The organism is Klebsiella sp. GL120222-02, from assembly GCF_003097195.1.
GTDB classification, from domain to species: Bacteria; Pseudomonadota; Gammaproteobacteria; order Enterobacterales; family Enterobacteriaceae; genus Klebsiella; species Klebsiella variicola.
Genome location: NZ_QEQO01000002.1, coordinates 453,577 through 478,513 on the forward strand (window position 1 = coordinate 453,577; position 24,937 = coordinate 478,513).

Sequence of the window (24,937 nt, forward strand, 5' to 3'; positions counted from 1 at the left end):
ACGTTGTCTTCATTTCGCGGTATTCGTAACCCGTGGCTGCACAATTTGCGACCACTGTTTTCTTTTCCACCAGATCAAAGAATGAGGGAAACGAGGCATGAAGAGACAAAAACGAGATCGCCTGGAACGGGCACATCAACGTGGATATCAAGCGGGTATCGCGGGGAGATCGAAAGAAATGTGTCCATACCAGAGCTTGAATCAACGCTCATGGTGGCTGGGAGGCTGGCGAGAAGCCATGGAGGACAGGGTACTAACGGCCTGACACTGTCTCTTTAAAAAAGAAGCCTCCGCATAGCGGGGGCTTCGCCTTTTAATCGCTGCCGATAATTATCAGAAAGCGGAAGTATCCTGGAACAGGCCGACTTTCAGATCGTTCGCGGTATAGATCAGACGATCGTCAACCAGCACTTCGCCATCCGCCAGGCCCATAATCAGACGACGGTTAACAATGCGCTTGAAGTGGATGCGGTAGGTGACTTTTTTCGCGGTCGGCAGAACCTGACCGGTGAATTTCACTTCGCCAACGCCCAGCGCACGGCCTTTGCCTTCGCCGCCGAGCCAGCCAAGATAGAACCCGACCAGCTGCCACATCGCATCCAGGCCCAGGCAGCCCGGCATCACCGGATCGCCGATGAAGTGGCAACCGAAGAACCACAGGTCCGGGTTGATGTCGAGTTCCGCCTCAACATAACCTTTGTCATAGTTACCACCGGTTTCGCTCATTTTGATGACGCGGTCCATCATCAGCATGTTTGGTGCTGGCAACTGCGGGCCTTTCGCGCCGAACAGTTCACCACGACCAGAGGCAAGAAGATCTTCTTTTGTATAGGATTCGCGTTTATCTACCATGTTTTCAGTAAGCCTTATTTTAAGTTCGGGACGCAGGATAGCTAACACGTGTAAGCTGAACAAGTCCGATCAGTTAGAACTTGTCCCACCTAACCAGCGTAGCGGCCACGGAAAACGATGGCGAGTCTCTTGCTGGGTCGCCTGCGCTATCCGCTCCTGAATGGTTTGTCGCAGCGTCTGCCCTTCACCGTCCCACATCAGTTGGGTCAGCATCGGCAGCGCTTCGGTAATATCGTCAATGGCCCAGATGGCAAACTGGTTTTCGGCAACGGCCTGACGGAGCTCATGGCTAAGACTGAGATGACGAACGTTGGCCGCAGGGATAATGACGCCCTGTTTACCGGTTAGCCCGCGCTGTTGACAGATAGTGAAGAAACCTTCAATTTTTTCGTTCAGACCGCCGACCGGCTGCACGCGACCAAACTGGTCAACAGAACCGGTAATCGCAATGCTCTGATTAATCGGCACATTGGCCAGCGCGCTGATTAAGGCGCAGAGTTCAGCCATGGAGGCGCTGTCGCCGTCCACTTCACTGTACGACTGTTCGAAGGTCAGCGAAGCGGAGAACGGAAGCTGCTGCTCCAGCTCCAGCTCGGACATCAGAAAAGCCTGCATGATCATCATGCCTTTCGCATGAATATTGCCGCCGAGCTCGGCTTTGCGTTCGACGTCAATAAACTCGCCATCACCAATGTGCACGACGCAGCTGATGCGCGAAGGTTCACCGAATGCGCGCGGATGGCCGGGGAATTCAATCACCGACAGGGCGTTGATCTGCCCGACGCATTCGCCTTCGGTTTCAATCAGGATCTGTTCCTGCAGGATTTCATCCTGCATTCGTTCTGCGAGGTAGCCTTCACGCCACTCCCGGCGTGCCAGCATCGTCTGCATTTCTTCGCCAGTAATCTCCTCGCCTTCGCAGAAGGCGGCGGCCTCCCGCAGCTGGCGGGCTATCCATAGCGGACTGAGCGGCAGGGTCTCCTGATCGCCGGTGTAGCGCGTCCCCTCATCGATCAGCAGTGGCCAGGCATCGGCCGCCGGACCTGGCAGCGCCAGCTGCTGGGCATTTTGCCATACCCACTGGCACCAGGCTTTCAGCGTCTCGGCGTCAGCAAACTGCAAAGTGTCTTCATACTCACTGTAGATCGCCTGAGCACAAAGCTCCGGTTCCATTTCCTGGAAATCTGCCAGCGATTCGCGTTCGCCGACCAGCATGACTTTCAGGCTCAGCGGCATGGAGGGGATGCTGACCGGCAGCGGGCGCGACTCATCGATGGAGAGCCAGTCAAACCGCTGACGGGTCACCATATTTTTCAGGCGCACCCACAGAAGCGGCTGCGCCAGCAGTGTGCGAAGCGAGATTACCAGCACGCCACCATTGGCCTGATGAACCAGGCCTGGCTGGAGGGTGATGTCGCCGTTAAACTGGCGTACGCAGCCAAACAGCTGTTCCGCCTCTACCCAATCGGCCGCGACGACCGGGGCGGTGCTGGCAAAATTATCCTCAGCCCGTTGCGCCGGGGAGAGCGTCACGCGAGCGCCGTCAACGTCATAGCGGACCCCGTAGAGCGGGGCGGTAGGTTCATGCAGCGTACGGGTTTCTGCCGTCAGCCATTGCAGATACTCCGGTTCTTCGGGGGCTTTCACCAGCATGAAGGAGGAGACTGCCGGCGTGCACAGCAATTGCTCAAGCGCGTAGAACAGACGCGGCTGCAGATCGCCCGAGAGGGAGGGGGCCGGTTGAGAGAGATCAGCTTGGGCAAACAGCGCCTGATAAGGTTCCATATCGGGCGCAAGGTCGGTTCGGGTCAGTTTCGTAATGGTCAAAGTCGCTGTTTTTTAGTTAGATGTAAAGCGCGCAATTATACCTGATGCCGCGACTGAGCACACGGAGGATTATGATTACCCCGATGATTCCCCGGCCATACACATCACGAATAATGATTTATATTCAGCACATCAGGAAAAAACTGATATCCTGAAATGAGTTACACGGTCACATTGAGATCGCAATGAAATATCAACAACTGGAAAATCTTGAAAGCGGCTGGAAATGGAAATATCTGGTAAAGAAGCACCGGGAAGGTGAGCTGATTACCCGCTACATTGAGGCCAGCGCTGCGCAAGCTGCGGTAGATGACTTGCTGACGCTCGAGAATGAACCTGTGCTGGTGCATGCCTGGATTGAGCAGCATATGAATCCGGCGCTGATGAACCGCATGAAGCAGACCATCCGCGCGCGACGGAAACGGCATTTTAACGCGGAGCATCAGCACACGCGCAAGAAGTCTATCGATCTGGAGTTTGTCGTCTGGCAGCGTCTTGCCGGCCTGGCGCAGCGGCGGGGTAAAACCTTGTCCGAAACCATCGTGCAGCTGATTGAGGATGCTGAGCATAAAGAGAAGTACGCCAGCAAAATGTCGAGCCTGAAACACGATCTGCAGGAACTGTTAGGCAAAGAGTAGTCTTTACGGCGGCCTGTCAGAGGCTACCCTGATATGGGGCCCACCACCGCAAAAGCGGGAGAGAAGGCATAAAAAAACCCGCCGAGGCGGGTTTTTTCATCAGTTATAACTTAAGCCGCTGGCTGAGTTACAACTTCTTTGTAGCCTTTAACTTCGATCTCTACACGACGATCCGGGGCCAGGCAGTCGATCAGTGCAGCGCGAGCTTTCACGTTGTCACAGGTGTTGCCAGTAACCGGGTTGGATTTACCCATACCGCGTGCGGAGATTTTGCCAGCCGGGATGCCTTTAGCAACCAGGTAGTCAACAACGGACTGAGCACGTTTCTCAGACAGCTGCTGGTTGTAAGCTTCGGAACCGATACGGTCGGTGAAGCCCATAACAACTGCAGAACCGTCTTTCGGATCCATGTTGCTCAGCTGGGTGTACAGCTGATCCAGAGCCTGCTGACCTTCCGGTTTCAGGGTTGCTTTGTTGAAGTTGAACAGAACGTCAGACTTCAGGGTGAAGTGCTTGGTAGTCACTTCCGGAGCCGGAGCCGGAGCCGGAGCTACAACCGGTGCAGCATCTTCCTGACCGAAACGGTAGGAAACACCCACGCTCAGCATGCCGTTGTCCGGACGAACGCCAACGGTGCCCGCGTCGCCGATGTTGTTAACCCACTGGTATTCCAGACGGGTAGCGATGTCACGAGTCACAGCCCACTCTACGCCGCCAGCAAATACCGGAGATACGCCAGTGTCGTGGTTGTCGCCAGCGATGCTGTTGCTGGAGTCTGCGCGCCATACCATGCCGCCCAGACGGGTGTAGATGTCCAGATCGTCAGTGATCGGGTAACCCAGTTTAGCGGTCAGCTGAACGCCCTGAGCTTTGAATGCGCCATTAACCTGGTCGCCTTTGTACGGCATACGGCCCAGCCAGTCGTAACCCATTTCGAAACCGAGGTACGGGTTAACCTGGTAACCACCGAACGCACCAGCGCCCAGCTGGCTTTCGTGTGTCGGACCATTGTTGTTCAGAGAGCTGTTGTACCAGCCAGTGTCATGGAACTGGGACCAACCCAGTTTACCACCTGCATACCAGGTGTTATCTTTCGGAGCGGCCTGCGCTACGGTAGCGAAGCCAGCCAGTGCCACTGCAATCGCGATAGCTGTCTTTTTCATTTTTTGCGCCTCATTATCATCCAAAATTCGCCATGAAGTTACAAAAGACCTCACGGTTAAATCCTTCACCCGGGGCGTGACTTGTTGTTAACTATGCTGATACATGCAGCGTAAGCCGATCACCCCTGGCGATGTAAAGTCTACAACTTAGTTCGAAACTTACAAGTGTGAACTCTGTCAGGCATATGAAAAAAAAGGGTTGTGTACACAATATTTAACAAATATGGTTGATTTTCGTACGCAGAAAAAAGGCAGAAATCCCCGTGTGACAGGCATTGCGCGAAAAAGTCCCTGAAAAACGCTGTGTCTTTACCATCGGTAAAAAAAATTCCAGGAATAATCCTAATTTCACTCAATGATACAAATTTGAGTGAATTTTTAGCCCGCTGAGTTGTCTGCCGAGCGTGCCTTGATTTCTCACCGGGCGCATGATGAATCCCATCGCGCAACCTTCCTGGGCGGCATTGACCAGACGCTCATGCTCTTCCGCGGTTAGCTCCTCCGTTAGCCAGCAGATAACCACACTATAATTACCGGTGCGCAGCGCGCGGATCATTGAGTCTACGGTATGGCAGGGTGACAGCTGGCTAATTTGCATGACTTTAGACAGCGGTAGACCGGCAGACTGGACCCACTCGCGGCTAAGCTTTTGTTGCGGCGTGAGCCACAGTTGCCAGCGAGACTGTTGACCCAGCTGCTGTAATAAAGGTAGCAGCAGTAACTGTGTCATCATGGGTTGATCTTCACGATAGACAATTTCACTGATCAGCCCATTGGCGGTCTGTTCGCCAGAACGATGAGCGTAGTGGCCTGCAGAAGCAGAAGCCTGTGCTGAACGATTTGCGTGAGCTGAAGTAAACATAGTCTATCCCGCCTGTAGTTACTGTATGCATATACAGTATATCTACCTGGGGAAAAGATCAACCGCAATTTGCCATTTTGCTGGCTGAAATTTAATCATTTCCCGCCGCGTCTGATTTATAGCGATGCGCACCTCTCCTCAACGATATCCTTAATGCCGGCTAATGATTTCTTTCCACCCTGTTGATTGCAGCAACGTCAGTGATTTTCTGAAAGCGTCTCGCAAAACCGCATTCTGGTGGAAAAGTCGGCGAAAATCATCTTGCTGCTGTTCGGGAAGTCCCTTATGTTTTCTCTTAGCGGATCCGTTAACAACTTAAGTTTAATTACATGATTAACAAAGGAATGATCATGAGAAAACTAGTATGTCCGCGGTTCCCGCAATTTCAGGCCTGCGTCTCGCCGCTGGGTCAGTTACATTCTCGTCCGCTTTTTGGCGGCTATAGCCTGGCCATTGATGATACGGTGTTTGCGATGGTGGCAGAGGGCGATATTTACCTGAGGGCCTGCGAGCAGAGCGCCGCGTATCGGGTTGAACATCGCAATCCTTTATTAACGCTGCGCCGACATGGGCGCATCGTGCCGATGAAGTATTATCAAATTGACGACGCATTGTGGCGCGATGAGACTCAGCTTTTTCGGCTGTCGCTGTTGTCGTGGCAGAGTGCGCAGCGTGAAAAGAACCACCGACGGGCGTCGGGCCGTCTGAAGGATTTACCCAATATCAGCTTTCATATGGAATTGCAGCTGATCCACGCGGGCATACCGGATGTCAGGACGCTTCGGGAGGTAGGCGCTCAGCAGGCCTGGCAACGGCTACGAGAAAACAACGCCTCTCTGTCGCTCAACGTCTTGCTGGCGCTGGAGGGGGCGATTGTCGGCGTTCACGCCGCCGCGCTCCCGACGCTGCGGCGTCAGGAGCTGCTCGAATGGGCTGGAGCCCGCTAGCGGACTGCCGCCGTTATTCTGTCTGAGCGTGGACGCGCTGTTGCAGGCGGCAAATTTCAGGCAGCAGCGCAAGCAACAAGCCAATCTGCTGTAATACCAGCGGCTCTTTACTGTCCGCGCGCGGTTCCAGATGCTGGATCCGGCTTTGCAGGCTGGTCAAAGACTTCTGCACCCGATGTTCATCGGCGGGGGTATGGTGCAGGGCGTCATCAACATAACAAACAGCATCATCCAGCAGGGCAAGAATATCGGGGGTGGACAGTTTTTCCCGATGCGCGCCGAGAGCGGAGATGTAGCTGGTGAAGGTATGGTTGAGACACAGCAAGCGAAAAGCGGTCTCGCGCTGGGCGCCATCCGCGCGCGGTTCAGTCGACAAATTCGAGACCACGGAGGCCAGTTCGGCATCACGGTTGTAGGCATCACGGCGGGCGACACGATAGGCCAGACGGTTGTCGCGGCCCTGGTGATACTGCTCCAGAATGGCATCCAGATAACGGCAGTTCGCGTTCATCGCCCGGTCCAGGACGCGCGGCAGATTGCGAAATTTCCAGTCCGGCCAGATGAAGCTGACCGCCGCCCAGGCGATGGCGCAGCCGATCAGGGTATCAATAATGCGCGGTAGCGCGACCTCAAAACCTTCGCCAAGCAGGTTAAAGCACAGCAGCACCAGCAGCGTAATAAACATGGTGGCATGGGCGTACTGCACGTTACGAAAGGCAAAGAACAGCACGCCGGTGAGCACGATCAACACCAGTTGCCCTTCAATCGAAGGCACCAGCAGCAGGACGGGCAGGCCGATCGCCACCCCCACCAGCGTGCCGATGATCCTCAGCGCCAGTCGGTGGCGGGTGGCGTTATAGTTCGGCTGACAGACAAACAGGCTGGTCAGCAGGATCCAGTAGCCATGCTGGAGCCCGGTAAACTGGATAAAGGCATAGCCGGCGCAGAGCACCAGCGACATACGTACCGCGTGGCGAAAGAGAGCGGACTCCGGTGACATGTTGCGCCGCAGACGCAGCCAGATGTCGTTCAGCCCGCCGAGTCTGTCGTCGGCCAACAGCGTCTCGGTGTTGCTCCCGGCAGGCGCGGTCGTTTGCACCGATTCAATCGTGGCCAGCTGCGCATCGATAGCGCGCAGGTTATTGAGTAAAAACCCAAGGGCATTGATCTGCTCGTCGGACGCGCCGCTGGCGCGCACACGGTCAAGCGCCGCGTCGAGATGCATAAACGCGCGTTCAAAATGGGCGTCATGTTGGTAGGGTTCGCGCAGTAAAATCGCCCGCGAGAGCTTCTGGCAGGCCTGGGCCTGCATCGAGAGCATGCGCTGGAAACGGAACATCACGTCGCTGTAGCGGAATTGATCGCGCAGAGTCTGATACTGAATATGCGATGAGCTGGCGCGTTCATGAATATCCTGGGCCACAAAGTAGTACTGCAGGGTGCGGCGGGTGCCGCGCTGGCCCCGATCGCCTCGCAGTCGGGTTAGCAGCGAGACCTTGGTTTGGTTAAGCGTAGCAACCAGCTGGCCGTTGGCGAGGGCCAGATCGTACAGCGGCGCCTGGCTCTCATCCTCCAGGTCAGGATCAAACAGCCGGGATTTGAGCTCCAGATAGCGAGCCAGTTGCTCATAGCTACGCGCCAGGTTGTCCTGCAATGGACGAATCGGAAAAATCAGGTGCCCGGACAGCGTCAGCAGGTTGTACCACACGGCCCCCGCCAGCAGGAACAACGGCTGTAGATACCAGTGATCGTACAGTGTGACGCCGAGCATGGTGTAGATGGCGATGAGCAGGGCGCCGAAGGCGATGGTGGCATAGCGCTGGCCGAGGCCGCCGAGCAAAATAAAGCCGATGGTAGACACGGTCAGGCCGAGGGCAAACAGCGGCGGCCACGGAAACAGCAGCTCCACGGAGGCGGAGGCGATAAAAAAACAGACCAGGGTAATGGCGAGGTTGCGCAGACGACCGGTCAGCCGGTCGTCGAGGTCGGTCAGGGCCGCGGCAACAACGCCAAGGGTGAGAGGGATGGTCAGTTTGACTTCGCCGATCCACCAGGGAAACAGCGTTGTGCCGCAGAGCGCAATAAAGATCCGTACGTTATAAAGCCAGGCACTGTTCCAGGTATAGCGGCGTAGCAGGGGGCTAATCATGTCCGTGTTCCGTTCGGTTACTGAAAGCGACGACGCGCATTGGCTTCACGTGCGGCACGCGCGGTTTCCACAGAGACGACCCGGCGCCCTACAGGCCAAAGGGCAATGGCAGCAATTTTAAAGTTCGCGATCCCCACCGGGATGCCAATAATGGTCAGACATTGAGCTATGCCGCTGAAAATATGCATCAGGCACAACCACCAGCCGAAAAAAATGAACCACAGAATATTCAGCACGGTGCCGCCGGCGTTGAGGAGGCCATTTTTACGGCCCGGCTCCAGCTCATCCACATGAATCGCCTCGTTACCGTATGGGAATAAGGAGAGTCGGGTGATTTCCCAGCAGGAGCGGGTCAGCGGCAGCGTGACGACCAGAATGATGCTAACCAGCGTGGCGAGCAGCCAGCCTAGAGTGGTGGCGAAACCGCCAAGGATAAAGTTCAAAATATTCAGAATGGTACGCATAAAGCCTCGGTTTTGCCCTGTGGATAATAAGACCTGACAATTGTAACGTTTTTTTGCGCTGGAGCACCTGGTCCCGGGCGGTTAAACTGAAAAACAATCCACCCTGATTGAAAATCGACATTATATGGAACTTAAAGCGACAACATTGGGCAAACGCATGGCTCAGCACCCTTATGATCGGGTGCAGTTACTGAACGCCGGCGTAAAGGTTTCCGGCGACCGTCACGAGTATCTTATCCCTTTCAATCAGTTATTGTCAGTGCATTGTAAGCGCGGTCTGGTCTGGGGCGAACTGGAGTTTGTGTTGCCTGACAGCAAAGTCGTGCGTTTGCACGGTACCGAGTGGAGCGAAACGCAGCGCTTCTATCACCATTTACAAACGCTCTGGGAGCAGTGGAGCGCGGAAATGAGTGACATCGCCGCTGGCGTACTGAAGCGGCAGCTGGCGACGATCGAGCGCACCCGTGCGGAAGGCAAATGGTTGACGCGTCAGCAGGTGGCGGATGTGCAGGATAACATTCGCCAGGCGTTGACTGGTTTGCCGATGCCCACCAGCCGGCTTGAGGCCTTTGACAACTGTCGGGAGCTGTGGCGGGAGTGTCAGCGCTGGTTAGGGGATATTGAAGCGACACGCCTGGCCCATAACCAGGCCTTCACCGAGGCGATGCTTGAGCAGTATCGCGGCTTTTTTGACGGCGTTGAGTCGTCCCCTCTTAATGCCTCACAGGCGCGGGCGGTAGTGAACGGCGAACGTTCCCTGCTGGTGCTGGCGGGCGCGGGCAGCGGCAAAACCTCGGTGCTGGTGGCGCGGGCAGGCTGGCTGCTGGCGAGGGGAGAAGCGGCAGCCGAGCAAATTTTGTTACTGGCATTCGGCCGCCAGGCGGCGCAGGAGATGGATGCGCGGATCCGCGAGCGTCTTGCATCCGACGATATCACCGCGCGTACCTTCCACTCGCTGGCGCTACATATTATTCAGCAGGGCAGCAAAAAAGTCCCCACCATCAGTAAACTGGAAAGCGATAGCGCAGTTCGTCAGGCGCTGCTCGTGAAAAGCTGGCAGCAGCAGTGTCAGGAGAAAAAAGCGCAGGCGAAAGGCTGGCGCCTGTGGCTGGAAGAGGAGATGGGCTGGCAACTGCCGGAAGGCGATTTCTGGCAGGACAAGAAGGTGCAGCGGCGTATGGCCAGCCGGCTCGACCGCTGGGTCAGCCTGATGCGTATGCACGGCGGCTCCCAGGCAGAGATGATTGCCGGGGCGCCGGAGGCGGTACGCGATCAGTTCAGTAAACGGGTGAAACTGATGTCGCCTCTGATGAAAGAGTGGAAGGCGGCGCTGAAGGCCGAGAATGCGGTCGATTTTTCCGGCCTGATCCATCAGGCGGTCAATATTCTCGATAAAGGCCGCTTCGTCAGCCCATGGAAACACATTCTGGTGGATGAATTTCAGGATATCTCGCCGCAGCGGGCCTCGCTGTTGGCTGCATTACGCCGGCAGAACAGCCAAACCACGCTCTTTGCCGTCGGGGATGACTGGCAGGCGATTTACCGGTTCAGCGGGGCCCAGCTTTCCCTGACCACCGCGTTTAATCATTACTTTGGCGAAGGGGATAGCTGCGCGCTGGATACCACCTATCGCTTTAACGGCCGCATTGGCGAAATCGCCAATGGCTTTATCCAGCAGAATCCGCATCAGTTAAGTAAGCCGCTGAACAGCCTGACGGCGGGCGATAAAAAGGCCGTCACGCTGTTAGCCGACGATAAGCTGGATGATTTACTGGATAAACTGAGCGGCTACGTTAAGCCCGAGCAGCGGATCCTACTGCTTGCCCGTTACCATCATCTGAAGCCCGACGCGCTCAACAAGGCGGCGACGCGCTGGCCGCATCTGCAGCTTGATTTTATGACTATTCATGCCAGCAAGGGCCAGCAGGCGGACTATGTGATTGTGCTGGGACTGCAGGAGGGAGAGGATGCGTTTCCCGCGCCGGCGCGCGAGTCGATCATGGAGCAGGCGCTCCTGCCGCAGCCGGAAGATTTTCCTGATGCGGAGGAGCGTCGACTACTGTACGTGGCGATAACCCGCGCACGTCATCGGGTGTGGTTGTTGTTTAACAAAGCGCAACCTTCGCCGTTTGTCGACATCCTGCAGGCCTTGGATGTGCCGGTGGCCAGGAAACCCTAATCACGTGTGGGTTATTTCAGGCGCTCGGCAAGATAACGCGGATAATCCGGGATCAGAATATCGAGCGGCTGATTAAAGTGCGGTGACTGGATGATAAAGTCAGCGGTGGAGACGTTAGTGGCGACCGGAATGTTCCAGACGGTGGCCAGGCGCAGCAACGCTTTGACGTCCGGGTCGTGAGGCACGGCGTTCAGCGGATCCCAGAAGAAGATCAGCACGTCGATTTTGCCTTCTGAAATAAGCGCGCCAACCTGCTGGTCACCGCCCATCGGGCCGCTCAGCATGGCATTGACCTCCAGTCCGGTAGCCCGCGAGACCAGGTTACCGGTGGTGCCGGTGGCATACAAAACGTGTTGCGCCAGCAACGCCTGATGGCGAGCGACCCATTTCATCAGCATATCTTTACAGTGATCGTGAGCCACCAGCGCGATATGTTTTTGCGCGGACAGGGTACGAGTTGTCAGTTCCATATTTTCATTCCACATTTTGACCTGCAGACAGATTACTGAATGTGGCTGCCGCTGCAAGCATCGGGGTGAAAATTTTGTCGAATCTGTGGGTTAGCCTGGATGGCCGCCTGCTGCGGATTAGCATACACTTAGGTGAAATAGCAGGAGGAACCCATGAAAGAGAACGATATTGCCGGCATCCTGACGTCGACACGGACGATTGCGCTGGTTGGCGCCAGCGATAAACCTGACCGCCCGAGCTACCGGGTCATGAAGTATCTGTTGGATCAGGGGTATCACGTTATCCCGGTTTCGCCGAAGGTGGCGGGCAAGACGCTGCTGGGACAGCAAGGGTATGCGACGCTCGCCGACGTTCCGGAAAAGGTCGACATGGTTGATGTCTTCCGTAATTCAGAAGCGGCGTGGGGCGTGGCGCAGGAGGCGATAGCCATCGGCGCGAAAACGCTGTGGCTGCAGCTGGGGGTGATCAATGAGCAGGCCGCGGTGCTGGCCAGAGAAGCCGGATTGAACGTGGTGATGGATCGTTGCCCGGCCATTGAGCTACCGCGACTGGGATTAGCAAAATAACAAAAAACCCCGCCTGGCGGGGTTTTGTTTTAGTTGCGAAGGCGCGGAGCCTGCAGCTGCTGACGAATCGTTTTGGCCAGTTCGTCGAGGGACGGCTGTTCCGGGTGTTCGTCGCGGGTTTCGCTGCTCAGCTGCGCTTCTGCCAGATAGGTGTGGATCGGCTGACCATCATCATCTTCCATCACCACATGGTACCAGGGCGCCGCACGCAGTTCGTCATTGGCGGCAATCTCATCCTCTTCCGGTTCCGCGAGTGAATACTCGGGATCGACATCGACGATGACACCCAGGTAGCCCAAGAGCGTATGGCGGACCTGTTGGCCGATACCGAATTTGCTGGCTATCATAGGCACCTCCTGGGAAACATGAATACTCCCTATATGAGGCTCATGTTTCGTTTTTCAAGTTACATGACGCGACAGGCAAACCCCTTCAGATACAGCCCTTCCGGGTAGGTTGCGATCACCGGGTGGTCGGCAGCCTGACGGAACTGTTCTATAAATTGTACATCACGCCCGGCATCAATTGCGGCATCGGCGATGATTTTCTGAAATAAATCGGTGGTCATCAGGCCGGAGCAGGAGAAAGTCAGCAGCACGCCGCCGGGGTTCAGCAGCTGGATCGCCAGCATATTGATATCTTTATAACCGCGGCAGGCGCCCATCAGCTGGCTTTTGTTTTCCACGAATTTCGGCGGATCCATCACGATCACGTCGAATTTCTCTCCCTGATCGCGGTATTTACGCAGCAGTTTGAACACGTCGTCGCGCACAAATTCCGCTTTGGACAGATCCAGTCCGTTGAGCTCGACGTTCTGTCGGGCGACGTCCAGCGCTTCCTGAGAGGTATCCACGCTGGTGACCTGGCGGCAGCCGCCCATCAGCGCTGACACCGCAAAGCCGCCAGTATAAGAGAAGCAGTTCAGCACCCGCTTATCCGCGACATAGCGGCGAGTAGCCAGGCGACTGTCGCGCTGGTCGAGGTAGTAGCCGGTTTTGTGCCCGCCCTGGATATCAACCAATAGTTTCATGCCGTGCTCGGTGATCGGCAGCAGCGCCGGGGGCAGCTCGCCCACCACCGGCCCCTGGGCCAGCTCCAGTCCCTCTTTTTTACGCACGGCGACATCGCTGCGATCGTAAATGGCGCAGTCCGGGAACAGGTTCTGCAGGGCGCTGATGATGGCGGCCCGCTGGTATTCGGCGCCTGCGCTGAGCAACTGCAGCACGAAAAAGTTGCCAAAGCGGTCGATAGTGACGCCCGGCAGCCCATCGGACTCGCCGGCGATCAGACGGTAGCTGTCGAGACCATCGCGCTCGGCCAGCCATGCCCGCCAGGTTTGCGCTTGCTGCAGGCGGCGTTCAAAGAAGGTGCTATCGATGGCTTCATTGCGGTCGAAGGTCCACACGCGGGCGCGGATCTGCGACGACGGCGAGTAAGCGCCGCGGGCCAGCCATTTTCCCTGATGGTCAACAATATCGATGGTTTCACCGCTGCGGGCTTTACCCTCCATGCGGGCGACGCCGCCTGAGAAAATCCACGGATGGCGACGCAGCAGGGATTTCTCGCGTCCTTTGGCTAACACTAAGCGGGGGAATAGGGAATCTGTCATGGAGCTACCTTTAAGCAACGGGAATGTCGGCACCGAAAAATGGCGCGTAGAGTAGCACACCTGGCGCACGCAAGCATCTTTCGCCCGGCAGGCACAGGTGAGCGTTTCGGCACAAAATGCAGGCGCTTCGGCACATTCAGTTTGTGCGGACTCTCATACCCTGTTTTCTCACCCCAACGAGGAGCAGACGATGAAAACAGGTATCCGCATGGCCGTGGCGATGGTCGCGGCAGTGAGTAGTGGCGCGATGGCTGCGCCGTTTAGCGTGAGCAGCGATGATATACATGACGGGCAGGCGCTGGCCCGGAAGCACTGGTTTGCCGGTTTCGGCTGTACCGGAGGCAATGTCTCTCCGCAGCTGGCATGGAAAAATGCCCCGGCGGGGACGCGAAGCTTCGCGGTCACTGTCAGAGATCCCGATGCGCCTACCGGCAGCGGCTGGTGGCACTGGACGGTGGTCAATATCGCCAGCAGCGTCTTTTCGCTGCCCGCTGGCGCGGGAGATAAAAACAGCGCTACACTGCCGGGCGGAGCGGTACAGGGCCGCAACGATTTTGGCTATGCAGGTTTCGGCGGCGCCTGTCCGCCGGCGGGAGATAAACCGCATCGCTACCGCTTTACGGTATGGGCGCTGGATGTCCCTACGCTGCCGGTGGATGCCGGGGCCAGCGGGGCGCTGGTCGGCTATCTGTTACACAGCCATGCTCTCGCCAGCGTACAGTTGACGGCGATGGCCGGGCGCTAAAATAAAGGGTCGATCCGATGGAGAGTATCCACTTTCAGCATAACGCCTTAACCGCGGCAGAGGTCACCACCCGACGGCTGTGCAGACTGCATCGGGTGCGGCTGTTCTCCCCGGCGCTCTGTCGGGTGAAACGCGGCAGCAAAGTGATTGTGCAAGGGGAGAGCCGGGTGCTGGCGACGCCGCAACAGCTGATTGTGTTGCCGGCTGACGTTGAGCTGGAGGTGATTAACCAGCCGGAGAACGGCCTGTTTTGCTCCGATCTGCTGTCGCTGACCCCCGAGCTGCTGACGACGTTTAAGACCCGTTATCTCAGCGAAACACCCCCAGGGCGTCTGACCTCGCTCTGCGCCCCGGTGACGACAGAGCTGGCGTTTATGTGGCAAAGCGTTCTGCAGGCGGTGCGGGAGGGATTATCCACCTCTCTACAGCTCCACCAGACTATGGGCCTGCTGCTGGCCCTGCACGAGGCGGGCTATGCGGGCCCGCTGCTCGTCGAGCGGCAGCAGGATCTGTCGGCGCAGGTTCGACAACTGGTCATGCTGTCGCCGGCGCAGGCATGGAGCGTGTCGCGGGTGGCGAAAATGCTCTTTCTCGGCGAGTCCACGCTGCGCCGTCGGCTGCAGCAGGAATCGCAGAGTTTTCGCCAGATCGTCGAGGAGGTGCGGATGGCTCACGCCCTGGGGCAGCTGCAGACCACCTCGCGGCCAATAGGCGAAATCGCGCAGAACAGCGGATATCAGTCGGGATCGCGCTTTACCGCGCGCTTCCGTCAGCATTATGGTTTACTGCCGAAGCACGTACGCTGAGCGAATTTGCTATCCTCAGCGTAAAGTGTGAGCGAAAAGGAGATGATAATGGCCAGTATCTGCACGATGGCATGGGTTTACGGTTCGGTTCAGGGCGTGGGATTTCGCTATTCAACACAGCGGGAAGCGCTGCAACTGGGGTTGACCGGCTATGCCCGTAATCTGGACGACGGCGGGGTGGAAGTGCTTGCCTGCGGCGAGGCAGAGCAGGTGGAGAAACTCATCGCCTGGCTGAAAGCCGGGGGGCCGCGCAGCGCGCGGGTTGACCGGGTGTTAACCGAGCCCCATCAACCCACCCGCAGCTGGGAAAAATTCGCGATTCTCTATTAGATGCACTTCACCGGCTTCGGCAGCCCGGCGATTTTGGTCGCCTGTTTGGCGGGGCCTTTCGGGAACAGGCGATAGAGATAGCGGCTGTTGCCTTTCTCTTCGCCAAACTTGTTGGCCATCGCCTTCACCAGCATGCGGATCGCCGGAGAGGTGTTGAACTCAAGGTAAAACTCGCGCACAAAGCGCACCACTTCCCAGTGTTCAACGGCGAGCGTTATCCCTTCCTGCGCGGCAATGACTTCCGCCATCGCCTCGCTCCACTGGGTGGTATCTTTCAGATAGCCTTCGCTATCCGTTTCAATTTCGTTGCCTTCAAAAATAAACATGATTTTTCACATACCGCCTGAAACTGGCCGCAGTGTAGCAAAAAAAAAGGCCCCGCATAAGCGAGGCCTCGGTGAAGCAGGGGAGCGGTTAGTCCCGGCTGGCGAAGCCCAGGATGCTCAGCAGGCTGACAAAGATGTTGTACAGCGAGACATATAGGCTGACCGTGGCGCGGATGTAGTTGGTTTCACCGCCGCGGATGATGTTGCTGGTCTCGAACAGGATGGCACCCGAAGAGATCAGGATGAACACCGCGCTAATCGCCAGATGAAGCGCCGGCAGCTGCAGGAACAGGTTAGCGACCATACCAATCAGGACGACCACCACGCCCGCCATCAGCATTCCGCCGAGGAAGGACATATCTTTGCGCGTCGTCAGCACGTAGGCCGAGCAGCAGAAGAAGACCAGTGCGGTGCCGCCCAGCGCCAGGCCGATCAAATCGCCCATGCCGGCAGAAAGGTACGCGTTCAGCATCGGCCCAAGGATATAGCCGAGGAAGCCGGTGAAAGCGAAGGCGGAAATAATCCCGGTGGGTTTATTCGCCGTTTTGTAGGTCAGGAACATCAGACCGTACATCCCCACGAGGGTTAAAATCAGCCCCGGGGAAGGGAGCATCAGCACCGTGCTGGCGGTGGCGGTGATAGCGGAAAACGCCAGCGTCAGGCTGAGCAGGAAGTAGGTGTTACGCAGAACCTTGTGCGTGCTGAGCAGCGAGGAACGGTCACGCGATGATGTAATTATGCGATCCATGAGTCACTCTCTTATGACAGATGTAATTAGGGATAAAGAATAAGAAAAACAAGCGTGAAGCCCTAATGCTTTTACCCATCTTTACTTAGCTTTTGCCGCTTTTGCCCAGCATAAAATTCTACATGGATTGGGAAAAGCGATATGTTTTCGCGTTTCGCTTCGGTGAGCCGATCGAAATCTTATAGGTTGCTGAAATATATTGCTTTATTGAAATTCTGCGACTAAGTGTGGAAGGGGGAATAACTCCGTACGTTAAAGGCAAAGGGAAATGACATTACACAAAAACAATCACATCACGCGAACGTTCCTGGCAATGAGTCTGATGGTCATAACCGGCGGGGCGCTGGCGGCACAGGTGCCGCCGGGCACCCAGCTGGCGGAAAAGCAGGAGCTGGTCAGAAATAACGGCAGTGAACCTGCCTCACTCGATCCGCATAAAGTCGAGAGCGACATTGAATTCAACATCATTAGCGATCTCTTTGAAGGGCTGGTCAGCGTGACGCCTGCGGGGGCGATCCAGCCCCGGCTGGCGGAGCGCTGGGAAAACAAGGACAACCTGTTATGGACCTTCCATTTACGCCCCGGTCTGACCTGGTCCGACGGCACGGCCATCACGGCGCAGGATATCGTCTGGAGCTGGCAACGGCTGGTCTCGCCGGCCACCGCCTCGCCCTATGCGAGCTATCCCGGCAATATGCATATCGCCAACGCTCGCGAAATTGCCCTGGGGCAAAAGGGACCCGAGACGCTGGGGGTAAAAGCGCTGAACGACTCCACGCTGCAGGTCACTCTGAACCAGCCGAATGCCGCTTTCCTGGCGATGCTGGCGCACCCTTCGCTGGTACCGATCGACAAAGTGCTGGTGGAGCGTTTTGCCGATAAATGGACCCGACCAGAGCATATCGTCACCAGCGGCCCGTATAAGCTGACCCAATGGGTGGTGAATGAGCGGCTGGTGGCTGAACGTAATGCGAAGTACTGGGATAATGCGCACACCGTTATTAATAAAGTGACTTACCTGCCCATCTCTTCGGAGGCTGCCGATGTCAACCGCTACAAAGCGGGGGAGATCGATATTGTTTATACGGTGCCGATCAATCAGTTTGCGCAGTTGCAGAAAACCATGGGCGATCAGCTGGACGTTTCGCCGCAGCTGGCGACCTATTACTACGAATTCAATACTACCCGCCCGCCGTTTAACGACGCCCGCGTGCGGCGCGCGCTGAATATGGCGCTTGATAAAGATATCATTGCCGGAAAAGTGCTTGGCCAGGGGCAGCGACCGGCCTGGGTGATCAGCCAGCCGGATATCGGCGGCGTGACGCTGCACAACCCGGACTACGCCAGCTGGCCGCGCGAGAAGCGGATTGCTGAGGCGAAAAAACTGCTGGCGCAGGCGGGGTATGATGACAGTCACCCATTGGTCTTTACCCTGCTGTATAACACCTATGAGTCGCACCAGCGTATCGCCATCGCCGCCAGCTCTATGTGGAAGAAAAACCTCGGCGTCGAGGCGAAGCTACAGAACCAGGAGTGGAAGACGATGCTGGATACCATGCATACGCATAACTTCGACGCCGTCCGCTACGCGTGGATTGCCGACTACGACGATGCCGCCACTTTCCTCAATACGTTCCGTACCGGTGATAGCGAGAACACCAGTCAGTACAGCAACCCGGCTTACGATGAGGCCCTGCGCAATGCGGCGAAAGCCTCCGACGTAGCGACCCGGGGCAAATACTATCAGCAGGCGGAAGATCTGCTGGCGCAGGATGTTCCCGCCATTCCGGTCTATCACTATGTGCGTACCCATTTAGTGAAACCCAGGGTGGGCGGTTTCACGCCGGATAAGCTGGGGTATTACTACACCAAAGACATGTACATTAAAAAATAGCCCTCTGGATAGCGGTCATGGGCGCTGATTTTCTGTGCGAACTGCCTGAAATTCAGACGAATAACACAAAATTGTTTGTTTTTAAGGCAGTTGAACAAAATGGTGCTTTACAGCATCCGCCGAGGTGTTTATAGTGCGCCTCACACCGGAAGTGTGGCCGAGCGGTTGAAGGCACCGGTCTTGAAAACCGGCGACCCGAAAGGGTTCCAGAGTTCGAATCTCTGCGCTTCCGCCATATAAAAGAAGGGGTTACCGAAAGGTAACCCCTTCTTGCTTTTACCTGTAGCCGTCCTGACTGCACTTCACCTTCACCTCCCGACTCCGCAAACCCGCCATGTCTGTAGCGTTATCGCTGGCGAAAAGGTGACGATCAATCCATTGCAAATGGTTGTTATTTTAATTATTCAGCCTCTCGTTATAAACGGCAATGGTGCTGAGGAATAAAAACCATTCGGCAAAATATCTTCGTCTATACTTGGAAAAATGATGATTTACCTGCCATGGTTTTTACGCAGATACAGAGACCAGAGAGGTCAGCATGCCTGACATTAACCCGCAAAATATCAAAGAATTACGGGCGTTGGTTGAACAGCAATTACAGTACACATTGTGTGTTAGCTTAAATAAAGCTACGCATGGCGATATTTTTAACGCGGTGGCGCTGGCCATTCGTCATTTTCAACAGGATCATTTTTTGTTGAGCCAGACGCGGCAACGTGAAGAGCATAAAAAGCGTGTTTACTATCTGTCGATGGAATTTTTACTGGGACAGTCGCTGCGTAATAACCTTTTGAATATGAATTTACTGGCGGAGATGCACCAGGTGGTGAATGACCTGGGGTTTGATCTTGACCACCTTCTTGACGAAGAGCCCGACGCCGCGCTGGGTAACGGAGGGTTAGGGCGCTTAGCCGCCTGTTTTATCGATTCGATGGCTACCCTTGATATTGCCGCATCCGGGCATGGCATCAAATACGAATATGGCCTTTTTCGCCAATCCTTTCAAAATGACCAGCAGATCGAGCATCCGGATGACTGGCATTCGATGCACTCCCCGTGGCTGGTCGAACACCATGCTCAGCAAATCCTGATCCCGCTGGGGGGCTATATTGAACACAGCGAAGATATTGATGGCAATTACAATCCAATGTGGCTGGGTTGGAAAACCATCGTCGGTATACCCCATGACTATTTCGTTTCCGGTTACCGGGATACGACGACCAACAAGCTGCGGCTTTATAGCGCGGTGGCCTCTGACTCCTTTAATATCCATATTTTCAATCGCGGTGATTATATCAAGGCGGTGAGTGATAAAATCGCGTCGGAGAATATTTCAAAAATACTCTATCCATCCGATGAGGTGCTGACCGGAAAAGAGCTGCGGCTGACGCAAGAGTATTTTCTGGTGGCCTGTACGCTGCGGGATATATTTCGCGACTATGCCGAGGTTAATGACGATATTACTTTCCTGCCGCAGCATGTGGCGATTCAGCTGAATGACACCCATCCGGCATTAGCGGTGGTGGAGCTGATGCGTATCCTCGTCGATGAATACCGGCTGCCCTGGGAGCAGGCGTGGGAGATAACGCAAAACACCTGTGCCTACACGAATCATACGTTGATGCCGGAAGCGCTGGAGACCTGGCCGGTGACGCTGTTTGAAAAACTGCTGCCGCGTCATTTGCAAATTATATTTGAGATCAACCATCGCTTCCTTGAAGAGGTAGCCCGGCGCTGGCCGGATAAAAATCATCTGTTATCTTCGCTGTCTTTAATCGACGAACATCACGATAAGCAAATCCGTATGGCCAATCTGGCGATTGTCGGTAGCCATCGCGTGAACGGGGTAGCATGGCTGCATTCGGAACTGGTCAAGAAACAACTGGTGCCGGACTTCTATTTTATGACCCCGGAGAAATTCATTAATCAGACCAACGGCGTCACGCCGCGACGCTGGGTGCAGCAGGCTAACCCCGGCCTGGCAGCATTTTTGCACCAACAGCTGGGGGAAGGGTGGCCAACCGATTTACCCTTGCTGTCCAGTCTGGAAAGCCTGGCCGATGATACTGCTGTTATTGATAATATCCGGGCCATTAAATTTGCCAACAAAACCGCGCTCAGCCAGCTGGTCGCTCAACGCTATGGCATCGTCCTCGATCCGCTGGCGATGTTTGATTGTCAGGTCAAACGTATTCATGAATATAAGCGTCAGTTGCTCAATATTCTTCACGTGATCGCTCTTTATCTGGATATCAAAGAGACAGGGAAAACTATCGCGCCTAAGGTGCATTTGTTTGCGGGTAAAGCGGCGCCGGGCTATCGGATGGCGAAGCTGATTATTCAGTTGATTAATACCGTCGCCCGAAAAATTAACCGCGACCCGCAGGTTGCCGGGCAGCTTAAAGTAGTTTTCCTCGAAGATTATAAAGTTTCGCTGGCGGAAAAAATCATTCCGGCCACAGATCTCTCCGAGCAAATTTCCACCGCCGGGACCGAGGCGTCCGGCACCAGCAATATGAAGTTTGCCATGAACGGCGCGTTAACCATCGGCACCTATGATGGGGCGAATATCGAAATCCGCGAGGCCGTGGGGATCGATAATTTTTATCTGTTTGGCGCCGTGGCGGAAGAGATTGAAGAGAGCCGGCGCCTTGGGCATCACCATGATTTCTATCATCAGAACCCGGCTATGGCGCGTGTTGTCGATACCCTCGTGTCTGGGTTGTTCACCAGCGATCGTGAGCTGTTTGCACCACTTCACCACATGTTGACTGAGGGCGATCATTACTGTCATTTACTGGATTTCGACAGTTATTGTCAGGTCCAGCGGCAGGCGATGGCCGATTTTGAACTGCCGGAACAATGGCACCGTCGGGCCTTACTCAATATTTGTCGGATGGGAGAATTTTCCAGCGACAGAACCATACGTGGCTACGCCCGGGATATTTGGGGTATCACCTGCTAAAGAGAGAACACGCCGGCCGAAAAAGGGACTCGTCGACGGATATCAGTCACTATTGAGGATGAGCATGAACGTTGAATTACATACCGAGCAGGGCGTAAAAATTATTGTACCTCTTGTGCGCCGACTGGATGCTTCCGTCGTGCAGGCGTTTAAGCAGCAGGTTCTGGAGGCTATCGACCCGGATACCAAAAACGTGCTGCTGGATCTGAGCCACGTCGATTTCATCGACAGTAGCTGTCTTGGCGCGCTGGTATCCATTCTGAAAAGCGTCAACGGTCAGGGCGAGCTGGTGCTGTGTTCGCTCAATGACACGATTAAAAACCTGTTTAAGCTCACCCGTATGGATCGCATCTTTTCTATTAAGGAGACTCGACAGGATGCGCTGAACACGTTCACTCAGTGATGACGTTGGTGCAGACCCGCGGGTGATGGGTCGCTCGCTTATTCTTCGACAATCCGCGCCTTCGGTTTGCTCAGCAGGAGCATCACCAGCGCGACGTAGGGCATCGGCTTCCAGAAATAGTAGCCCTGCAGCAGATGAATATTCTGGCGATTGAGATACTCCAGCTGGACCTGGGTTTCGACACCCTCGGCAATGATGCGCAGTGACAGCGTCCGGGCCATCTCTATCACGCAGTCCAGCAGCTTGCTTGACGGCGCCTCCCCGGTTACCCGGCCGACAAAACTCTGATCGATTTTGATATAGTCGAAAATCAGCTCGTGGAGACAGGAAAGCCCGGAATAGCCGGTGCCAAAGTCGTCCAGCGCGATGGAAAACCCGCGGGAGTGTAACGTATTGAGCTTGTCCACGACCGCGTCGTTGAGCAACAGCGGCTCCTGCTCCGTGATCTCCAGCATCAGCTTCACCGCTTTCCCCTCAAAGCCGCGCTGATAGTGCAGGCAGTCATCGATAAACGACGGGGCGTTAATGTGTGACACGCTGATATTCAGGCCAATATGAAACCCATCCGGCAGCTTACTGAAGATGGGATTCATCTGGGCGGCGACCTGCGCCATCAGGCTGCGGGTCAGCGGGATAATTAAGCCGGTACGTTCGGCCAGTGGAATAAATTCCGCGGGCGAACGCCGCTGTGTGGTAGCATTTTTCCAGCGGGCGAGAATTTCCACACCGTATATCTCCCCCGTTTTCCCATTCACGACGGGCTGGTAGAAGGGAACGATATACCCTTGGGCGATGGCGTAGCGCAGGTTTTCTTCTTCAGAGGTATAGACATTCAGGTATTTGCGCAGCAGGAAATAAAATAATAGCGAGACAGAGAAAATGAAAATCAGCAGACCGAAGCCATTTTGAAATAAGCGACTGGGGCTAAAAAAAGGCGACTCGGGATAGATAATGCGAAACGGGTAGTCCGGTGAGCTAAATATATCCTGATGCGGGCTGGCTTTCAGCGGCCCCACATCGCCATATCTGGCGATCATCTGATGGTTGACCGAGAGCGCCAGTCCGGCGTTATCCTCATCGCTATACAAGGCATCGCGCAAATGGATGTCGCTGATACTGACAATGACTCTCACCTGCGCTGAACGCGTATGATAGATCAGCACCGGCCGCTTGTTAACCATCATCCTGGCGGGCAGCAGCTGCAGCTTCTCATCAGGCAAGGATTCCGGATGGAGCGTCAGGACTCGGTTGCCGGGGAGTGATGAGCACCACACCTGGCCATCTTTTATCAGCAGAATAGTGCGCAGATGCGGCTGCAGGGCGGCCTCCGTTCCGAGCTGAAATTGACCCTGACCAGAGCAACCGCTGCGGCTAACGTTCAGCGCCGTGGCCGTCGCCGCATGGGCCTCATCCAGAATGGCTGCGATCTTTTTCGCCGCCTGACGGGCGGCCGCGACATGAGTCGCCTGGTCCGAATGCCACAGTTGCCAGTTAATGACGAACACGCCAGCAAGAAACACCACCAGCGCCAGGGAAAAGGCAATCCATGCGTTTCGCCGCTTTATCTCTTTCATTTATCGTGCGTGCCAGGGTGAGTGTGCATAAAGTTAATCATCCCTCTGACGGTAAAGGCTTTTTAATGATCGTAGAAGGGGGATATCTTTCGTGATGACGGCGCATATTAAAAACATGATCAGTATCACAATACCCGCCAGCAAAGACCGCAGATAACGTGCAGAGGCGGCTGTTCTGTCACGAAGGTAATAAAAAAATCGCAGCTTAATGTTTTCTTAATCTAAATTTCGGGGATGGATGGTTTTAAGCATTTTCTAATCCCTAATAACCGACCGGCGCTATTTTTTGCTTTTTTAAGTTTATGATAATTGTTTTCATTATCATTCTTTTTTTGCTGTGATTTAATCCTCTCCGCTCAGGCTATTTACCGTTTATTGCCCTATTTCATTAAGGATGCGTTCATGAAATTTCGCTTATCGCCCCTCCGTACGGCAGCGCTGGTTGCCGCTTCTCTGTTTCTGGCGCCGCAGGGGATGGCGGCTGACGCTCAGAACGGGATTGTGGTTTACAACGCCCAGCACGAAAATCTGGTGAAGTCGTGGGTGGATGGATTCACCAAAGAGACCGGTATTAAGGTCACGCTGCGCAATGGCGATGACAGTGAGCTGGGTAATCAGCTGGTTCAGGAAGGCTCCGCGTCGCCGGCCGATGTGTTTCTGACCGAGAACTCGCCGTCGATGGTGCTGGTCGATAATGCCAAACTTTTCGCCCCGCTGGATGCCGCCACCCTGCAGCAGGTTCCGGCGCAGTACCGTCCGCAGCATGGGCGCTGGATCGGCATTGCCGCGCGCAGCACCGTTTTTGTCTACAACCCGGCGAAAATCAGCGAGGCGCAGCTGCCGCATTCCCTGATGGATCTGGCAAAACCGGAGTGGAAAGGGCGCTGGGCGGCTTCGCCATCGGGGGCTGATTTCCAGGCTATCGTCAGCGCGATGCTGGCGCTGAAGGGTGAGCAGGCGACTCTCGACTGGCTGAAGGCGATGAAAACCAACTTTGTCGCCTATAAAGGCAACAGCACGGTGATGAAAGCGGTCAACGCCGGACAGATCGACGGCGGGGTGATCTACCACTACTATCGCTTCGTCGATCAGTCCAAAACCGGCGAGAACAGCAAAAACACCCAACTGTATTACTTCAAACACCAGGATCCGGGCGCCTTCGTCAGCATTTCCGGAGGCGGTGTGCTGGCTTCCAGCAAACATAAGGCGCAGGCGCAGGCCTTTATTAAATGGATCACCGGCAAGCAGGGGCAGGATGCACTGCGCACCAATAACGCCTTCGAGTATGCCGTGGGGGTAGATGCGGCCTCTAACCCGAAACTGACCCCGCTGAAAGATCTGGATGCACCGAAGGTAGAACCTTCCTCGCTGAACAGTAAAAAGGTCATTGAGCTGATGACGCAGGCTGGCCTGCTCTGA

General features: G+C 55.5%; 24 protein-coding genes, 1 tRNA gene and 1 pseudogene. 13 read left to right on the plus strand and 13 right to left on the minus strand.

Annotated features, from left to right (window positions below; all coding sequences use genetic code 11):
• Positions 1 to 97 precede the first annotated feature (97 nt).
• Positions 98 to 265 carry a ribosome modulation factor gene (rmf, locus tag N438_RS07405; RefSeq protein WP_002898396.1) on the plus strand — a complete coding sequence of 56 codons (168 nt, stop codon included), beginning with the start codon at positions 98 to 100 and terminating at the stop codon, positions 263 to 265.
• A 68-nt stretch (positions 266 to 333) separates the two neighbouring features.
• Here rmf and fabA read toward each other — a convergent pair whose 3' ends face one another.
• Positions 334 to 852 carry a bifunctional 3-hydroxydecanoyl-ACP dehydratase/trans-2-decenoyl-ACP isomerase gene (gene fabA / locus N438_RS07410; RefSeq protein WP_012542300.1) on the minus strand — a complete coding sequence of 173 codons (519 nt, stop codon included), beginning with the start codon at positions 850 to 852 and terminating at the stop codon, positions 334 to 336.
• A gap of 69 nt (positions 853 to 921) precedes the next feature.
• Positions 922 to 2,679 carry a Lon protease family protein gene (locus N438_RS07415; RefSeq protein WP_008805890.1) on the minus strand — a complete coding sequence of 586 codons (1,758 nt, stop codon included), beginning with the start codon at positions 2,677 to 2,679 and terminating at the stop codon, positions 922 to 924.
• 185 nt (positions 2,680 to 2,864) lie between these two features.
• Between N438_RS07415 and matP the strand changes: the two genes are divergently transcribed.
• On the plus strand, positions 2,865 to 3,317 hold the full coding sequence (matP, locus tag N438_RS07420) for a macrodomain Ter protein MatP (RefSeq protein WP_008805891.1): 453 nt from the start codon (positions 2,865 to 2,867) through the stop codon (positions 3,315 to 3,317).
• A 110-nt stretch (positions 3,318 to 3,427) separates the two neighbouring features.
• Here matP and ompA read toward each other — a convergent pair whose 3' ends face one another.
• A complete protein-coding gene (gene ompA / locus N438_RS07425) occupies positions 3,428 to 4,480 on the minus strand; it encodes a porin OmpA (RefSeq protein ID WP_008805892.1) in 1,053 nt (350 codons plus the stop codon).
• A gap of 352 nt (positions 4,481 to 4,832) precedes the next feature.
• Positions 4,833 to 5,342 carry an SOS-induced cell division inhibitor SulA gene (sulA, locus tag N438_RS07430; protein ID WP_008805893.1) on the minus strand — a complete coding sequence of 170 codons (510 nt, stop codon included), beginning with the start codon at positions 5,340 to 5,342 and terminating at the stop codon, positions 4,833 to 4,835.
• Between the two features lie 350 nt (positions 5,343 to 5,692).
• Between sulA and N438_RS07440 the strand changes: the two genes are divergently transcribed.
• Entirely contained in the window at positions 5,693 to 6,289 is a 597-nt protein-coding gene (locus tag N438_RS07440; protein WP_012542296.1) for a TfoX/Sxy family DNA transformation protein, read from the plus strand.
• Between the two features lie 13 nt (positions 6,290 to 6,302).
• Here the strand turns inward: N438_RS07440 and yccS are convergent, their stop codons facing one another.
• Both yccS and N438_RS07450 read right to left on the minus strand, forming a co-directional pair.
• On the minus strand, positions 6,303 to 8,438 hold the full coding sequence (gene yccS / locus N438_RS07445) for a YccS family putative transporter (protein ID WP_008805895.1): 2,136 nt from the start codon (positions 8,436 to 8,438) through the stop codon (positions 6,303 to 6,305).
• Between the two features lie 17 nt (positions 8,439 to 8,455).
• The gene (locus tag N438_RS07450) at positions 8,456 to 8,902 is read right to left on the minus strand and encodes a YccF domain-containing protein (RefSeq protein WP_012542294.1); all 447 of its coding nucleotides are present in this window, start codon (positions 8,900 to 8,902) and stop codon (positions 8,456 to 8,458) included.
• A 124-nt stretch (positions 8,903 to 9,026) separates the two neighbouring features.
• Between N438_RS07450 and helD the strand changes: the two genes are divergently transcribed.
• Positions 9,027 to 11,081: a DNA helicase IV gene (gene helD, locus N438_RS07455; RefSeq protein ID WP_116696202.1), complete on the plus strand. Its 2,055-nt coding sequence runs from the start codon at positions 9,027 to 9,029 to the stop codon at positions 11,079 to 11,081.
• A gap of 11 nt (positions 11,082 to 11,092) precedes the next feature.
• Here the strand turns inward: helD and mgsA are convergent, their stop codons facing one another.
• On the minus strand, positions 11,093 to 11,551 hold the full coding sequence (gene mgsA, locus N438_RS07460; protein ID WP_008805898.1) for a methylglyoxal synthase: 459 nt from the start codon (positions 11,549 to 11,551) through the stop codon (positions 11,093 to 11,095).
• A gap of 153 nt (positions 11,552 to 11,704) precedes the next feature.
• Between mgsA and N438_RS07465 the strand changes: the two genes are divergently transcribed.
• Positions 11,705 to 12,118 carry a CoA-binding protein gene (locus tag N438_RS07465; RefSeq protein ID WP_002898434.1) on the plus strand — a complete coding sequence of 138 codons (414 nt, stop codon included), beginning with the start codon at positions 11,705 to 11,707 and terminating at the stop codon, positions 12,116 to 12,118.
• A gap of 29 nt (positions 12,119 to 12,147) precedes the next feature.
• Here N438_RS07465 and hspQ read toward each other — a convergent pair whose 3' ends face one another.
• Both hspQ and rlmI read right to left on the minus strand, forming a co-directional pair.
• Complete coding sequence (gene hspQ, locus N438_RS07470) at positions 12,148 to 12,465, minus strand: heat shock protein HspQ (RefSeq protein WP_002898441.1); 318 nt, start codon at positions 12,463 to 12,465, stop codon at positions 12,148 to 12,150.
• Positions 12,466 to 12,524: 59 nt separating this feature from the next.
• Positions 12,525 to 13,727 (minus strand): 23S rRNA (cytosine(1962)-C(5))-methyltransferase RlmI, encoded by a 1,203-nt coding sequence (rlmI, locus tag N438_RS07475; RefSeq protein ID WP_008805900.1) that lies wholly within the window; start codon positions 13,725 to 13,727, stop codon positions 12,525 to 12,527.
• A gap of 190 nt (positions 13,728 to 13,917) precedes the next feature.
• Here rlmI and N438_RS07480 point away from each other — a divergent pair, with 190 nt between their 5' ends.
• From N438_RS07480 to yccX, 3 genes are read left to right on the plus strand one after another with little or no spacing between them, the layout of a single operon-like run.
• Positions 13,918 to 14,472 carry a YbhB/YbcL family Raf kinase inhibitor-like protein gene (locus N438_RS07480; protein ID WP_012968606.1) on the plus strand — a complete coding sequence of 185 codons (555 nt, stop codon included), beginning with the start codon at positions 13,918 to 13,920 and terminating at the stop codon, positions 14,470 to 14,472.
• Between the two features lie 17 nt (positions 14,473 to 14,489).
• Positions 14,490 to 15,278: an AraC family transcriptional regulator gene (locus N438_RS07485; protein ID WP_012968605.1), complete on the plus strand. Its 789-nt coding sequence runs from the start codon at positions 14,490 to 14,492 to the stop codon at positions 15,276 to 15,278.
• A gap of 48 nt (positions 15,279 to 15,326) precedes the next feature.
• The gene (yccX, locus tag N438_RS07490) at positions 15,327 to 15,608 is read left to right on the plus strand and encodes an acylphosphatase (RefSeq protein ID WP_012542291.1); all 282 of its coding nucleotides are present in this window, start codon (positions 15,327 to 15,329) and stop codon (positions 15,606 to 15,608) included.
• Here yccX and tusE read toward each other — a convergent pair.
• The gene (tusE, locus tag N438_RS07495; RefSeq protein ID WP_002898457.1) at positions 15,605 to 15,934 is read right to left on the minus strand and encodes a sulfurtransferase TusE; all 330 of its coding nucleotides are present in this window, start codon (positions 15,932 to 15,934) and stop codon (positions 15,605 to 15,607) included. The two genes, yccX and tusE, sit on opposite strands and share 4 nt — an antisense overlap.
• 88 nt (positions 15,935 to 16,022) lie before the next feature.
• Positions 16,023 to 16,682, minus strand: a complete 660-nt coding sequence (gene yccA / locus N438_RS07500) for an FtsH protease modulator YccA (RefSeq protein WP_002898458.1) — start codon at positions 16,680 to 16,682, stop codon at positions 16,023 to 16,025.
• Between the two features lie 268 nt (positions 16,683 to 16,950).
• Here yccA and N438_RS07505 point away from each other — a divergent pair, with 268 nt between their 5' ends.
• From N438_RS07505 to N438_RS07520, 4 genes are all read left to right on the plus strand, one after another.
• Positions 16,951 to 18,576, plus strand: a complete 1,626-nt coding sequence (locus N438_RS07505) for an ABC transporter substrate-binding protein (protein ID WP_082228323.1) — start codon at positions 16,951 to 16,953, stop codon at positions 18,574 to 18,576.
• Between the two features lie 147 nt (positions 18,577 to 18,723).
• Positions 18,724 to 18,811 (plus strand) — tRNA-Ser (locus N438_RS07510).
• Between the two features lie 303 nt (positions 18,812 to 19,114).
• Positions 19,115 to 21,541: a glycogen/starch/alpha-glucan phosphorylase gene (locus N438_RS07515; RefSeq protein WP_110215516.1), complete on the plus strand. Its 2,427-nt coding sequence runs from the start codon at positions 19,115 to 19,117 to the stop codon at positions 21,539 to 21,541.
• Between the two features lie 64 nt (positions 21,542 to 21,605).
• Positions 21,606 to 21,944: an STAS domain-containing protein gene (locus N438_RS07520; RefSeq protein WP_012968602.1), complete on the plus strand. Its 339-nt coding sequence runs from the start codon at positions 21,606 to 21,608 to the stop codon at positions 21,942 to 21,944.
• Positions 21,945 to 21,982: 38 nt separating this feature from the next.
• On the opposite strand, the gene N438_RS28735 is transcribed toward N438_RS07520, so the two are convergent.
• Positions 21,983 to 22,927 carry a cyclic diguanylate phosphodiesterase gene (locus N438_RS28735; RefSeq protein ID WP_223861311.1) on the minus strand — a complete coding sequence of 315 codons (945 nt, stop codon included), beginning with the start codon at positions 22,925 to 22,927 and terminating at the stop codon, positions 21,983 to 21,985.
• Positions 22,904 to 23,518, minus strand: a pseudogene (locus N438_RS28740) (CSS-motif domain-containing protein); the annotation flags it as partial. The gene N438_RS28735 and the pseudogene N438_RS28740, both read right to left, overlap by 24 nt.
• A gap of 402 nt (positions 23,519 to 23,920) precedes the next feature.
• On the opposite strand from N438_RS28740, the gene N438_RS07530 reads away from it, so the two are divergent.
• Positions 23,921 to 24,937, plus strand: coding sequence for an iron ABC transporter substrate-binding protein (locus tag N438_RS07530; RefSeq protein WP_004179245.1), 1,017 nt, complete (start codon positions 23,921 to 23,923; stop codon positions 24,935 to 24,937).

Coding starts and splice junctions, on each gene's coding strand:
- N438_RS07465 (WP_002898434.1), top strand. CDS start 11,705: ATGAAAGAGAACGATATTGCCGGCATCCTGACGTCGACACGGACGATT.
- yccX (WP_012542291.1), top strand. CDS start 15,327: ATGGCCAGTATCTGCACGATGGCATGGGTTTACGGTTCGGTTCAGGGC.
- N438_RS07520 (WP_012968602.1), top strand. CDS start 21,606: ATGAACGTTGAATTACATACCGAGCAGGGCGTAAAAATTATTGTACCT.
- tusE (WP_002898457.1), bottom strand. CDS start 15,934: ATGTTTATTTTTGAAGGCAACGAAATTGAAACGGATAGCGAAGGCTAT.
- N438_RS07530 (WP_004179245.1), top strand. CDS start 23,921: ATGAAATTTCGCTTATCGCCCCTCCGTACGGCAGCGCTGGTTGCCGCT.
- yccA (WP_002898458.1), bottom strand. CDS start 16,682: ATGGATCGCATAATTACATCATCGCGTGACCGTTCCTCGCTGCTCAGC.
- N438_RS07485 (WP_012968605.1), top strand. CDS start 14,490: ATGGAGAGTATCCACTTTCAGCATAACGCCTTAACCGCGGCAGAGGTC.
- matP (WP_008805891.1), top strand. CDS start 2,865: ATGAAATATCAACAACTGGAAAATCTTGAAAGCGGCTGGAAATGGAAA.
- helD (WP_116696202.1), top strand. CDS start 9,027: ATGGAACTTAAAGCGACAACATTGGGCAAACGCATGGCTCAGCACCCT.
- sulA (WP_008805893.1), bottom strand. CDS start 5,342: ATGTTTACTTCAGCTCACGCAAATCGTTCAGCACAGGCTTCTGCTTCT.
- rlmI (WP_008805900.1), bottom strand. CDS start 13,727: ATGACAGATTCCCTATTCCCCCGCTTAGTGTTAGCCAAAGGACGCGAG.
- N438_RS07505 (WP_082228323.1), top strand. CDS start 16,951: ATGACATTACACAAAAACAATCACATCACGCGAACGTTCCTGGCAATG.
- N438_RS07515 (WP_110215516.1), top strand. CDS start 19,115: ATGCCTGACATTAACCCGCAAAATATCAAAGAATTACGGGCGTTGGTT.
- mgsA (WP_008805898.1), bottom strand. CDS start 11,551: ATGGAACTGACAACTCGTACCCTGTCCGCGCAAAAACATATCGCGCTG.
- fabA (WP_012542300.1), bottom strand. CDS start 852: ATGGTAGATAAACGCGAATCCTATACAAAAGAAGATCTTCTTGCCTCT.
- N438_RS07480 (WP_012968606.1), top strand. CDS start 13,918: ATGAAAACAGGTATCCGCATGGCCGTGGCGATGGTCGCGGCAGTGAGT.
- N438_RS07450 (WP_012542294.1), bottom strand. CDS start 8,902: ATGCGTACCATTCTGAATATTTTGAACTTTATCCTTGGCGGTTTCGCC.
- N438_RS07440 (WP_012542296.1), top strand. CDS start 5,693: ATGAGAAAACTAGTATGTCCGCGGTTCCCGCAATTTCAGGCCTGCGTC.
- ompA (WP_008805892.1), bottom strand. CDS start 4,480: ATGAAAAAGACAGCTATCGCGATTGCAGTGGCACTGGCTGGCTTCGCT.
- hspQ (WP_002898441.1), bottom strand. CDS start 12,465: ATGATAGCCAGCAAATTCGGTATCGGCCAACAGGTCCGCCATACGCTC.
- yccS (WP_008805895.1), bottom strand. CDS start 8,438: ATGATTAGCCCCCTGCTACGCCGCTATACCTGGAACAGTGCCTGGCTT.
- rmf (WP_002898396.1), top strand. CDS start 98: ATGAAGAGACAAAAACGAGATCGCCTGGAACGGGCACATCAACGTGGA.